The following is an 11,454-nucleotide window of genomic DNA, read 5'->3' as shown; positions in this document are numbered from 1 at the left end:
CTCACACCCAACCTCCTGACGAAGACCACGGATTAGCCTGTTCAGTTACGGGCTTCTCACGTTTTGGTTTTGATTTAGATTTCGGCGCAAGCGACGGGGATGGCACTTCGCCAGTTTCCGTCTGCGTGTCCTCGATCCACGTTTCCCGCCGTGCCCACTCAGGAGCTGACGGCCATTTAATTTTTTCGTATCCACTAAGGATGGCGAGCGCATCTGCATAAACGAGCAGGTCGAATGCTTCGTTTGCGCCCCGGCCGGGCTTACTCCACTTCCCTTCATTCGAGCGTTCCTCATATGTCAGTTCGTCATAGAACCAGCTGCCCAGCCAGGCGGGGAAATGCACATAGCCAGGGCCGGGTGAATCACGCCACAGCGCATTGTTCACCCGGTCTTTAAGGGCATCGGTCTGGAGAAGATAAAGAGGCACATCCCCGGTCGCCTGTGCGCGGCGTGTTGATCTGCCGGTGTTGTCGGGAAACGTTCGCTGGATAAGTTTGCTGCGACGAACACTGTCACCTTTGAAGAGATAGATACGCTTACCCAGCCCCTCCCGGCGGCATCTGCGCCAGAACTTGTAGGCATTATCCGTCACACCGTCCTCGCCCCCGGAGTCCACGGCCATCGACATAAGCCGCATGCCCTTTGACGGGTCAGATGCCAGAGGCCACGTTTTCTCAAAGACGTCAGTGAGCAAAAGATCCCAGTCCTCCGGATAGCTTGCCGGATCAACCTGTATGCTTTCCCCGTTGCCGTCACAGCGCAGCGAATACCGTATGTTGTAACGGTCAACTATCCAGCGCTCACCCATACTTCCGTAACCCGTAACCTGCACTACAAATCGCCGGTCGCGCCCGGCCTGCACGTCCACGGTCGCGGTGAGAAACTGCACGCCGTCCGGTACCGAACGTTTTGGAACATCCTCGGCACGCTGCTCGAGCAATTCACTTTTACGCTGCTCCAGGCTTGCCCGCGGCAGATAGGGTCTGCCGAAATCGGTGTTGATCACCGTTTTCAGGGTTTCTTCGCTGCGCGTGGATTCGTATTCCTGCTCGGCGGTCAGGTACTTATAAATAAGCTGCGCCCAGGTCTGGTATGCAGCTGCCGGACCTTCCATCCAGAAGGAGGCAATACGGGAACGACGGCCATCACCACTTACCTGACCTTTACGGTCGATACTCTGCCCATCCCTCAGCCAGACACATTTCATGTTCAGCGCACGCTTCATGTCCGGTGTGATCCTGCCTTTACAGGCCGGGCACTGTAGAAACGCGGCTTCACTGGCCAGCACGGGATCGCTGCTGTCGCGGTACCCGGTCATATTGTCCATTTCCGGCTGGAAATATTCCCCACAATGCGGGCATGGCCAGTAAAGGCGGCGGCGGTCGCCACGGTTATAGAGTGATAAAATTCCGGTAGTTGGAGGGGCTTCATGAGGCGTGGTTCGCCGCCATTTTGTGTCTCTGATATCCCTGCCGGGTGAACTCTCAACCAGCGTCATCCCGGAGGACATAAATGTCGTGGTACGTTTCGACGCCAGTGAAAAAGCGTCGCCCTCCCCGTCGATATCTTCAGGAAAGCGGTCGTAATCCGTCAGCGCCACACTTTTATAGTCAGAGGACGACATAATATTGACGGATGGCCAGCCGAGCTTCAGATAGTTACCGGCGCGGAATGTACGATCGTAGACGTTATTATCGTTACGCCTCGGACTTAACCGGTTTTTAACTTCAGGGCTGCAGCGAAAAGTACGGTCCAGACGTTTTTTTGAATGTTCGCGCGCCTTTTCCTCTGATATCTGAATGACGAGCATATCTGCCGGATCGCAGACGATGTTATAGACAATCCATCCGTCAATCAGCCCGATGGTTTTACCCGTTCGCGCCGGGCCAACAAACACAACCGCATCGTATTCACGCGAGGCCAGGCAATTCATCGGCTCAATCACATAAGGTGCAAGATCCGGGTCCCATGGAACGGAGTTTCCTGCCCCCATTGGCACGCGCATATATGTACCGACCGCATCGGCCACCGGCATACGACGCGGGGCACGTAAAATACCGGAAACATCGCGGCGGATGCCCCTGGCGGATGCCCGCTTTGCCATCAGTCCTCCTCTGGCTCTTCCTCCTCTGTTTCAGCGTCCTTCACCCTCTCCGCCATCTGGTCGCGCAGGTCATCGATAACGTTTTGTACGCGGGAAACCGCAGTCGGCGTTAATGCGCAGTCGCGTTCGAGTATGTCAGGGAGAGTTTCAAGTACCATGACGACGGCTTTCGCCATCAATGAGAATTCACGCGCCACTTCATCAGCGGGTATTAACTGCCCCGTATCTTGTTCAAACTTCAGCCTCTCGTTCTCTGCTTTCCAGTGAGCGAGCCTGTCGGATGGATCCATATCGTCGATATTCGTCGATACGGTGGGGATCATCAGTTCGGTCAGAATGTCTGTAACCAGATAGAGCTTTAATTTGCTGTTGCTGCCTGGCGCAGGTTCGACATTTTTCAACCTCGCGGCAACCGTCTGACGGTGTACGCCGGTTATCCCGGCAAGCTGGTTGATATTCAGTTTTAATGCGGCGATTTCCTGGTCCATGATGGTGAACACTTTTTAAACGATTCGACATCTTGCGAAAACGGCCTTTAAACAAATCAAAGACCTGCATAAATGATGATGATGACCCTAGATCGCAAAAACTAGCCGTTTTCCGCGCGCCAGCCGCCCCGTGGCAGGCCACCCTGCCGGGAGGACCCACGAATGATAATGATTAACATTTGAGCGATTGCAACTTGATTCGCATCCATTTGGACGTCTAAACGTCCATTCATCGCGACAGCGCTGACCAGATCGTGCCGCCCGGCTGAAGATTCTTTTTCAGTTCCGCAGATACAACATCTGAAATCGCTTTTTCCATTTCAGGGGATAGCTTCACGCTGGTCTTAATTTCGGGACCAATGCCAACATTGATGGCATACCCTTTTCGCGGGTCCGTTTCAGTACGGCTCAACTGAACTTTCTGGATAACTGCATCCTTGATAAATACCTGTCCGCCCTTCACGAAATATGGTGATGATTCAGCCATCGCCTTTTCGTCGGCTTTCTGCTTCCTGAGGCGCTTAATGTATTCAACGGCATCACGGACTTCGTCAGGAGTAAAATCCCCATTAATAGCGACCCAGCGACCGTCCATGAAAACAACCGCTACTTTTTCACGTTCTGTATCGTTAAACCGCCCATAATGTCGAGCCAGAGCATCGTCGAGGGCATCAGCAATGATTTTCTCACCCGAAAATTGTGATTGGTCTGCAAGCGCCTTCTGCTTATCGTCGATGTTCATCTTCGCGTTAAAGTTAGAAGACGATATGGATTGTCCGTCTTTTTCGATTCGCCAGCCTTTTGGCTTTTCCGAACGTACCCAATGAACAAAGCGTTCTATAACCTGTTGCAACGATAAATATTTCATGAGTGATTTCCTTTTAGGCGTGAGCCTGTCGCACGGCAAAGCCGCCGAAAGTTAACGGTTTGCCCAGGCTCACAGCTGAAAGACTTTCTTTGATCTGCGCGTGCGATGCGCATAAAAAAACCACCAGCGGACGCCAGTGGCTTGATTGTTATTTCATCCCCTACAAGGGATCTTAGGCAAGTTATCCGCTGTAGGGAATATTGCAATTTCGATGAGCCTCCCCATTTTAATGGCAATAAAAAACCGCCCTCAGGCGGTTAAATTTTGAGATTTAAAATTTTGGTGCTATACCATATTTCGGCGTCTTTATATTCGCAGCCCAGACTTTGATATCGTTTTGAAGCAACAAAGTGAAATCTGACTTGAGATAGTTAACCATCTCGTTGACCTTGCCTGCATCATTCACTGCAAAGTGTTCAATCCTGTTAGCTCCGACTGATACACAGGTGTAAGTCGCAGGCACATCCTTCCCGTTAGCATTAAGCCGCATCTTCCTATCGCCACAACCACCATCGGACATATAGGATACGAGCATATTAGCTGACTCCCTCCCCGGTTGAGAGATACTTATCATGACAGGCAACCCCTCTGAGGTCTGGGTAATGTCGTAGAGTACAGCATCTTTTTGATACCAGGTATTGTATTCTCTTTCCTGAAACGCTGCGTAGGATGGAGAAGAAATCGTCGCCAGCAAAGCGATTGTAAGAGAGTGAATTTTCATCGGTTGCTATTGTATTGTTTAGGCAAAGTTATTATCCATATTGTGCCAACAGCATCAACAACGTAAGATTATTCCTACTATTTTTAGTAGCGCTAAATTCTCTCTTAGCAACAGTTAAGTACCCATATATCTCATATCAATAAAGCATTATAAATCCCGGTAATTTGCATTAAGTAAAAACTAACTCCATGATAACGAAAAAAATTTGCAATCACCTCTCAATACATTATCGGTATTCTACAGCATCAACCTTATTTTTGGTGAGCTTTTTCGAATGGAGAACTGGCTGCTATGTTTCATCCATGATGTCTAATAACAAAGAGTCACTTATTAAACAAATAAGCGAGTATGCCAGGCTTAACGAGTTGGAAGAAATCCAGTTGCGCAAGATAATCAGCTGATTTATTCATCTGAATAAGTCTATAACCATTATCAAGCCCACCAGCAGGTGAGCTTTGTAATGGCTGCCACTACCCGGAGTGGCCACGCTCATGCCCTTGAGACGCTGTCGCTTCATCGCCGCTTATAACCGGTGCGCGTCTGGCGTTCGCGCTGCTTTACCGGAGCATGTTCCCTTACTTACCCTCACAACGGTCTGCTATACCTGCTCGCCATTACGCGACTCGGGGCAGCATCATGACTGCTGCATTGCCTTTCCGGCCTATCCGCTTTATTGGTTCATTGGCTTTCTCCCGGCAATAAAAAACCGCCCTGAGGCGGCTTATGCTTCTTGAAAATATTTCATGTTGAATTAGGAATTTTCGCACCAATAACAGATTTGCCCAATCCGGGATAACCTCTGGAAAATTCTATGATTCATACTGTTCATTTTTTATGCCCAGTCAATCCAAGCACAGTAAGCTTGCTTCAAAACAACATTTTGTCAGCAATAGCTCAAGGGGCAACCCGAATCAACCTACACATTTCGAGCTCTGGCGGCGACGTAACATCCGGCTTTACCGCTTACAATTTCATCAAAACACTTCCAATTCCAGTTTATTGCTTCAACATTAGCAATATAGATTCAATTGCTAATGCGATTTTCCTCGCTGGTATAAAGCGCTTTGCTAATCATGGAGCAAGATTTTTGTTGCATCCCTTTCAGTGGAACTTCGGCGGAATGCAAAGTGTCGATCACGAACGAATGCGCGAATGGGTATCTAGTTTAGATCACGACCTTGACCGCCTCGTTTCTATCTTTAACGAGGAAACTGTTTCCGCTGGACAATTCACTGACTGGCGTGAGCTGATCAGAACTTCTTCCATTCTTAATCCTGAGAGAGCAGCAACTCTCGGCCTTATTGAAGGTATTCAGGAGGCTAGCATCGTTGACCCCAATGCTACCTGGTGGATTAATTGTTGACATAAATTAACCTTTCAGAGCCCGATTATTTTTAAGATTATAGTCGGGCTTAATCATTGCGATTGTCAAATAAATGTTCAATTAAGAATCTTTTTCTTGCAATTGACCTGCCAAGATCTGTTATGCGTCAGGATGTCTTTCTTCGTCTGGCGCTCCTGAACATTGATAACGTGAACAGATAGATAACTTGGTACCTAACAGCAATCTACCTGCCTAAGTAAAATCTTAATTCTTTACGCTTACGCTTGTTGATCTCTGGATCCATGCCAGGATAACCAAGACTCTGATGCGGAGAATGCCAACTCCAGGGAAACATCGATAATAAGAGCATGTGAAACTGAGACTCCGGTAGCCCCCCCTTGTGGGGGCTTTTTTTTTCGGATTGATGCGCTTCGCTTGTTAAATATTGAGTCTTTTCTAAAATTTAAAGGTGCTTTGCTATGTCAGGTAAAGCCGTCGTTCAGGAATACCCGTGTGCTCAAGGACGAGCCATCCCTAGTTTTTCCTTTCAAGCTCTATCTGCCTAATGCCTGCGAAGTTATTGTTGCCCTTCTCAATAACGGCCAGCAGCGGCTTAATCCAGAGCACAGCCTGGCAGTACGTTATTGAGCCGGCGGCAGCGGCACTATCATCGGCTGCGTCAGGTCCGTCGGTATCGGCGTGCACTGCGCTGGCACGTAAACGGTGCGCGTATTCGAGCAGCCCACCAGCGACATCAGCAGGAACAGGCAGATCACAAGTTTTTTCACGACGGAGAATCTCCCGGTATTCGATTACGGTTTCTTCGGTGCTGGTGTCGATAAGGGAGTTAAGCTTATTGGCATGTTCTGCAACCTGATTGAATCGATTGAAGTTGAATGCCTGGGTGGCGATTACCTGTCCCTGCAAAGAGTTGTCACTTCGCAGAACGTTGTTATCACTCTGCAGGCTGCTGGCATCTGAACAACTTTTAACGAGTGCTACTGACAGGACAGCAATGATGACAATCGCAACTGGGAAAAGATTAAATTTCACTGATCTATCCCCCAGCACGCCAGCGCACTTTCCTGATCACGACGCTCAACCTGACCGTAACAGCCATTTTTCTGGCCTTTGGTCAGGCGACAATCCCGCCCGCCGTCTTTAATCCACCAGCGGATAGCCTCACAGGCCCCTTTACGGTCACCGGCGTTGATTCGCTGGTAAAAGGTGGATGGATAGCATTTTCCGGGGCCGATGTTGTAGGGGCAGAACGATGCAATTCCTACCTTTTGCGGCGCTGTCAATGGAACCTTGATGTTCCTGTCGACCCAGGCAAGTGCTTTGTCGCGCTCAATGGCGTTCACTTTTTTGCATTGCGCCTCGGTGGCGGTCATGCCCTTCACGACACGCTTGCCGTCAATAACTGTCACGCCATGGCAGAGCGACCAGACGCCACCAGGATCCATGACGGCCACAAGAGCGTTGCCTTCTTTCTCACTGATGAACTGGTCGAACAGTACAGGCGCTGATGCTCCAGCGGCGATCAGGGATAGCATGGCGGCGCTGAGTTTTGCTCTTGTCGATGCCATGTTAATTATCCTGTGGTGGAGCGGTGATGTAGCCCTTCTTGAGGGCCTTCTCGTATGCCTTGGTCTGGCGTCTTTTGAAGTAGAGGTTGGTAAGGTAAGTGGCTATACCGATAAGAAAACCGCCAATCACTGCAACCTTGTTCCAGTCGAGGTCGTGCAACCATTGCAAAATGCCGCCTCCACAAATAAGACTGCCAGACACGCAATACGAGACTGCGGATGCGATTTTGTCAGGCATATATCGGATCATCTCTTTCTCCTCGCGTATTGGCGGGAGCTGTGTGTAATGGGTCAGGCCCTCGGGACGATTTAACAAGAAGGCATGTCGAGGATGGTTCCCGGAGCCTGAAATAAAAAAGCCCGCTTTTGATGGCGGGCTAATGAGTTGACTATTTGTAAGGTAGGTGTGAGTAAGACCTATGCTCAGAAGTGAAGCTGTATCGGCTGATTCACTATCGGTCCAGGAGAACCACCGGGCATTCAGTTACTGCCCACAACTCAAAGCGTAGCAGCAGTTTGTAAAACTATAAAAAAAAGCCTGCTTTTTATGGCAGGCTCTCAAGGAATTAAAGCATCGTTGTTATTTGTGTTTTGGTGCCGGGTGCCTCCCGGTGTCTCTGCCCCAGTTAGCAAAGACGCGCGCATACCTGCAAATAGCAGTTGACTGGAATGCCCTTTCGCTTAGAAAGAATTCACCACATTCATAATCTATGTTTGAGTCATAATCTGAGTCAATGGCAATTTAACAGGAGGCTAACCCAAAAAGACGCCTGTCCGGGTAAACAGGCCGAAGTTTATTCACAACAGGAATTATTATAGTTAAGTGGCGCCGGGGGCCTCCCGGTGGACTCTCCAGACACGAAGTCCGCGATCTCGTATACGATTCTCACCAGAGAAATTTTGACTGTACGCCACGCCGCATACGGGGATTCACCACGACTGCAATTTACCTATGATTCATAAATATCGTCAATCTACCAAACGGTAGGGGTTGATATTTTTTAAAATTTATTAATTAATTTTTTAACTTACAGGATTGTTATTACCACCGTAAGGAACTAAATCCCAGCCGCCGGCTTTTACAACCACAGACAGAAAAATGTGAAAACGTTTTGGCGGGGGATGCGATGTCGTCCCCCGCTTTTTTGTATTCAGTAACGGCAATCGAGGTGGACATCCCCCCCTCTTATTGCCGTGAGTCCTCTCAGAATGAGGGGAAACAAAAAAGGCCACCGTGAGGTGGCCTATATATGATTGAAATTTTTGATTTGGTAAGGCTTGATCAGACCGGCAATGCCTTCGGCTTGCCCATGTGATATGTAACAAGACTGCTTTTGCTGCCATCTTCCCAGACTGTAGAGCTCTCTGTGATCTGAATCGCCACGGATAATCTAGACACTTCCTAGCCGTTGATAATACTGGTTTTCATATTCTGTCGGTGACATCTGATCGCTGGAACCATGCCGACGCTTACTGTTATAAAACATTTCGATGTAATCAAAAATATCGCTGCGGGCTTCTTCCCGCGTTCCGTAGATCTTTTTCTTTATCCGTTCGCGTTTCAACAACTGGAAAAAGCTTTCTGCAACCGCATTATCATGGCAGTTACCGCGACGGCTCATGCTGCCCTCCAGGCCGTGTGATTTCAGGAACGACTGCCACTCATGGCTTGTGTACTGACTGCCCTGATCCGAATGAACCAGCACCTGTTTTTGGGGATTACGGCGCCATACAGCCATCAGCAGTGCGTTCAGGACAATGTCCTTTGTCATCCGGGATTGCATGGACCAGCCGATAATTTTGCGTGAGAACAGATCAACAACCACGGCAAGATACAGCCAGCCTTCGTGGGTCCTGATGTAGGTTATGTCCGTTACCCAACGCTTATCCGGAGCATCCGGATTGAACTGTCGCTGGAGCCTGTTGGGCGACACGATACTGGCCTCGCCTTTACGTGCCCGCGGGCTCCGGTATCCGACCTGAGCCTTTATCCCGACACGTTTCATCAGTCGCCAGACTCTGTTCACTCCGCACTGTTGCCCGCTGTCACGCAGATCCAGATGGATTTTGCGATAACCATAGACGCATCCCGATTCCAGCCAGAACTGTTTAATCTGTCCTGTCAGTCTCAGGTCTGCCTGATGGCGTTGTGAATGCGGCTGCTGAAGCCAGGCGTAAAAACCACTGGGATGAACATCCAGCACCCGACAGAGCAGGCGAACAGGCCAGCAACAGGTGTTGTCACGGATAAAGGCGTACCTCAGTCGGACAGCTTTGCGAAGTACGCCGCGGCTTTTTTTAATATGTCCCGTTCGTCGGTAACCCGCTTCAGCTCTTTCTGGAGACGGCGGATCTCGGCCTGAGCATCTGACTGTTCTTTATTAGCGGAAGAATCCGGACCGTACTTCTTTATCCAGGCGTAAAGGCTGTGGGTGGTGATATCGAGACGTGTTGCAACGCTGGCAACAGAATAACCGCGATCAACAACCTGTTTGACTGCTTCAATTTTAAACTCTTCGGGATAACGCTTACCGCTCATGGGCACCTCTCTTTAAGCCATCTTAAATGACTCTGAGGTGTCTGTTAAACCCGTGGCGATTCAGAACAGTTATCTGGTTTGTCGCAAACATTATATGAATATCACGACAAGCTCGACCGATTTCAACTTAAAACTCTATGTGCTCTGGTTTATGACCTGGCCGCTGAGATTCACGGATGAACCGAAAAGGAGGAAGAAATAGTTATGGGTTTGGAGGAGGAAAAGCGCAATGGATAAATTAATCGAGACATATCGACGCCGAATTTTAAAAGCAGCGTTATTACGCCACCAGCGTAAAACAGGCAGTTACTGCCTTGTTATTAAGCTCAATAAAGGCGGTATTAACACGATCGAGTTAACCGAGATTCTTCTCGATGGATTATTACGAAAATTCGAAAGGCTCGCGATCAGTGAGTACGGGAATGTCGAAGGCTTAAAAGCTATCAAGGGAATTTACAGCAGCGCTGTTGATGTTAATGGCAGCGGTGAATTCCTTACGGATAGCGGGAAGGAGTTAATCGACGAGCTCATTTCTGAGCTGGTTGAGTTCGTCAAAAAACAAAAAGTGGAGGCTCCGAAAACGGAGGGTCATGAAATGGGGGGATCTGATGGCACTTACAGCGATACGAATTCCTGAGTGGGTTCACCTCAAAGCAGCACACGTTTTAAGCCAGTTCAGGGCAAGGCGCATTCACCCCTGCCGAATGCACGGCTCCGGGAATTTGAGCCTCAAAGTTAACCATCGCTGGCGGCTACTCTCCCGCGATGGCGGCAAGAACTGGGAAGTAATGAGTCACGAACGATACAGCAAAGTTAAGGACCGGAAATGAAAGATAAACGCACCGTAAGCATGATTGACCTGGCATTACAGAAACACGATACGCCAGTTGGCCCACTGTTCGTAGCAGTACGTCACGGTCGTATCAAAAAATGCTTCACGCGAGATACTGCGATCCGCTATCTGGCTTTCTTCATGACCACCGAGGCTTTTGAGCGTTCAGGTTTTCCGCAGCGTCACCCGAGGGTGCGTATTGATCGCGATGACAGGGAGGTATGGCGTGACGGGGAAACAAAGGTTGAGTATCTGGCCGCCCACCATCGTTGTGTTCGCCGTCTGCGTCGCATCCTGGCGCGCAAGCGAGAAATGGAGAAATGGTGTGAGAAATGGGACGCGATGCATGACCGGTTCATTAAAGAGGTCGATGCACTTCAAGCCATCAAGCCTAAAGGAGTGTATTGATGATTGCCTCAGCCTTTACTCCGGAGCCTACATCAACAGGCATCCGCTTTGGTAACCGCGTCATTGGTTATTCCGTCGCGGTTCGCCAGCTCGACAATGGCAACTATGACAAACGAATTCCGGATGGATTAGATCTGCTGGCTTGCATCATGGAAGCGATTGAAAGCGGCTGGTTTACCCCTGGCATCGAGAAAGAAATCATCATTTGGCGTTGGATGCTTGTTGCGGTCTTCATTACCGAGGAGCAGGCAAAGAACGGCACAGTTGAGGTTGCCAACGATTCTGGAGGGTTTGACACCGCAGTTATCTACTCCGGACAGCACGGTTCAATCAGTGTTTATCCTGCGCCAGAGCGGTTCGCACTCGCAAGCCATGTGGAAGGGTTAGCCATTGAGAAATACGGTCAGGAACTCGGCCAGCAGATGGCGCTGCGCATGTACCGGGACATGTTAGATACGGACGCTGAGAACGGGCTTCAACTCTCAAAAATGGGCCGGGAAGGTTTTAATCTCCTTCATGACAGCTTCATTGAACAGATTCAGAAAGAAGGTATGCCTGACAAGCCGGTTATGCACTGAGGA

General features: G+C 49.4%; 13 protein-coding genes. 5 read left to right on the top strand and 8 right to left on the bottom strand.

Going from position 1 to position 11,454, the window contains the following annotated elements; translation table 11 throughout:
- Position 1: 1 nt before the first annotated feature.
- The 4 genes from L3068_RS07550 to L3068_RS07535 all read right to left on the bottom strand — a co-directional run bounded on the left by L3068_RS07550 (position 2) and on the right by L3068_RS07535 (position 4,181).
- A complete protein-coding gene (locus L3068_RS07550; RefSeq protein ID WP_117580496.1) occupies positions 2 to 2,104 on the bottom strand; it encodes a phage terminase large subunit family protein in 2,103 nt (700 codons plus the stop codon).
- Positions 2,104 to 2,592: a DUF1441 family protein gene (locus L3068_RS07545; protein ID WP_044158251.1), complete on the bottom strand. Its 489-nt coding sequence runs from the start codon at positions 2,590 to 2,592 to the stop codon at positions 2,104 to 2,106. The genes L3068_RS07550 and L3068_RS07545 overlap by 1 nt, the downstream gene beginning before the upstream one ends.
- Before the next feature lie 229 nt (positions 2,593 to 2,821).
- On the bottom strand, positions 2,822 to 3,460 hold the full coding sequence (locus tag L3068_RS07540) for a hypothetical protein (protein WP_117580498.1): 639 nt from the start codon (positions 3,458 to 3,460) through the stop codon (positions 2,822 to 2,824).
- Positions 3,461 to 3,731: 271 nt separating this feature from the next.
- Positions 3,732 to 4,181 carry a hypothetical protein gene (locus tag L3068_RS07535; protein ID WP_032622824.1) on the bottom strand — a complete coding sequence of 150 codons (450 nt, stop codon included), beginning with the start codon at positions 4,179 to 4,181 and terminating at the stop codon, positions 3,732 to 3,734.
- Between the two features lie 811 nt (positions 4,182 to 4,992).
- On the opposite strand from L3068_RS07535, the gene L3068_RS07530 reads away from it, so the two are divergent.
- Entirely contained in the window at positions 4,993 to 5,544 is a 552-nt protein-coding gene (locus tag L3068_RS07530; RefSeq protein WP_117580499.1) for an ATP-dependent Clp protease proteolytic subunit, read from the top strand.
- A gap of 495 nt (positions 5,545 to 6,039) precedes the next feature.
- On the opposite strand, the gene L3068_RS07525 is transcribed toward L3068_RS07530, so the two are convergent.
- From L3068_RS07525 to L3068_RS07510, 4 genes are all read right to left on the bottom strand, one after another.
- The gene (locus L3068_RS07525) at positions 6,040 to 6,558 is read right to left on the bottom strand and encodes a hypothetical protein (protein ID WP_214602920.1); all 519 of its coding nucleotides are present in this window, start codon (positions 6,556 to 6,558) and stop codon (positions 6,040 to 6,042) included.
- Entirely contained in the window at positions 6,555 to 7,094 is a 540-nt protein-coding gene (locus L3068_RS07520) for a lysozyme (protein ID WP_196362233.1), read from the bottom strand. The genes L3068_RS07525 and L3068_RS07520 overlap by 4 nt, the downstream gene beginning before the upstream one ends.
- A gap of 1 nt (position 7,095) precedes the next feature.
- Positions 7,096 to 7,344 (bottom strand): class II holin family protein, encoded by a 249-nt coding sequence (locus L3068_RS07515; RefSeq protein ID WP_008499363.1) that lies wholly within the window; start codon positions 7,342 to 7,344, stop codon positions 7,096 to 7,098.
- 1,141 nt (positions 7,345 to 8,485) lie between these two features.
- Positions 8,486 to 9,633 (bottom strand): IS3 family transposase gene (locus L3068_RS07510; RefSeq protein WP_089518920.1). Its coding sequence is split into 2 segments (ribosomal slippage): positions 8,486 to 9,396 and positions 9,396 to 9,633, totalling 1,149 coding nucleotides; the frame shifts between segments, so codons are not numbered across the junction.
- A 229-nt stretch (positions 9,634 to 9,862) separates the two neighbouring features.
- On the opposite strand from L3068_RS07510, the gene L3068_RS07505 reads away from it, so the two are divergent.
- From L3068_RS07505 to L3068_RS07490, 4 genes are read left to right on the top strand one after another with little or no spacing between them, the layout of a single operon-like run.
- Positions 9,863 to 10,270 (top strand): hypothetical protein, encoded by a 408-nt coding sequence (locus L3068_RS07505; protein WP_045617944.1) that lies wholly within the window; start codon positions 9,863 to 9,865, stop codon positions 10,268 to 10,270.
- Positions 10,224 to 10,463 (top strand): ParE family toxin-like protein, encoded by a 240-nt coding sequence (locus tag L3068_RS25380; protein WP_418251298.1) that lies wholly within the window; start codon positions 10,224 to 10,226, stop codon positions 10,461 to 10,463. Before L3068_RS07505 ends, L3068_RS25380 begins: the two co-directional genes overlap by 47 nt.
- A complete protein-coding gene (locus L3068_RS07495; RefSeq protein ID WP_045617946.1) occupies positions 10,460 to 10,873 on the top strand; it encodes a hypothetical protein in 414 nt (137 codons plus the stop codon). Before L3068_RS25380 ends, L3068_RS07495 begins: the two co-directional genes overlap by 4 nt.
- A complete protein-coding gene (locus L3068_RS07490; RefSeq protein WP_013097280.1) occupies positions 10,873 to 11,451 on the top strand; it encodes a DUF5375 family protein in 579 nt (192 codons plus the stop codon). The genes L3068_RS07495 and L3068_RS07490 overlap by 1 nt, the downstream gene beginning before the upstream one ends.
- Positions 11,452 to 11,454 lie beyond the last annotated feature (3 nt).

The organism is Enterobacter cloacae complex sp. ECL414, assembly GCF_021869685.1.
In the GTDB taxonomy this organism is placed as follows: Bacteria; Pseudomonadota; Gammaproteobacteria; order Enterobacterales; family Enterobacteriaceae; genus Enterobacter; species Enterobacter kobei.
The sequence above is the reverse complement of the archived record's forward strand: the minus strand, read 5'-3'. Positions and strand labels throughout refer to the sequence as shown.

Coding starts and splice junctions, on each gene's coding strand:
- L3068_RS07540 (WP_117580498.1), bottom strand. CDS start 3,460: ATGAAATATTTATCGTTGCAACAGGTTATAGAACGCTTTGTTCATTGG.
- L3068_RS07520 (WP_196362233.1), bottom strand. CDS start 7,094: ATGGCATCGACAAGAGCAAAACTCAGCGCCGCCATGCTATCCCTGATC.
- L3068_RS07550 (WP_117580496.1), bottom strand. CDS start 2,104: ATGGCAAAGCGGGCATCCGCCAGGGGCATCCGCCGCGATGTTTCCGGT.
- L3068_RS07530 (WP_117580499.1), top strand. CDS start 4,993: ATGATTCATACTGTTCATTTTTTATGCCCAGTCAATCCAAGCACAGTA.
- L3068_RS07490 (WP_013097280.1), top strand. CDS start 10,873: ATGATTGCCTCAGCCTTTACTCCGGAGCCTACATCAACAGGCATCCGC.
- L3068_RS07535 (WP_032622824.1), bottom strand. CDS start 4,181: ATGAAAATTCACTCTCTTACAATCGCTTTGCTGGCGACGATTTCTTCT.
- L3068_RS07515 (WP_008499363.1), bottom strand. CDS start 7,344: ATGATCCGATATATGCCTGACAAAATCGCATCCGCAGTCTCGTATTGC.
- L3068_RS07505 (WP_045617944.1), top strand. CDS start 9,863: ATGGATAAATTAATCGAGACATATCGACGCCGAATTTTAAAAGCAGCG.
- L3068_RS25380 (WP_418251298.1), top strand. CDS start 10,224: ATGAAATGGGGGGATCTGATGGCACTTACAGCGATACGAATTCCTGAG.
- L3068_RS07495 (WP_045617946.1), top strand. CDS start 10,460: ATGAAAGATAAACGCACCGTAAGCATGATTGACCTGGCATTACAGAAA.
- L3068_RS07545 (WP_044158251.1), bottom strand. CDS start 2,592: ATGGACCAGGAAATCGCCGCATTAAAACTGAATATCAACCAGCTTGCC.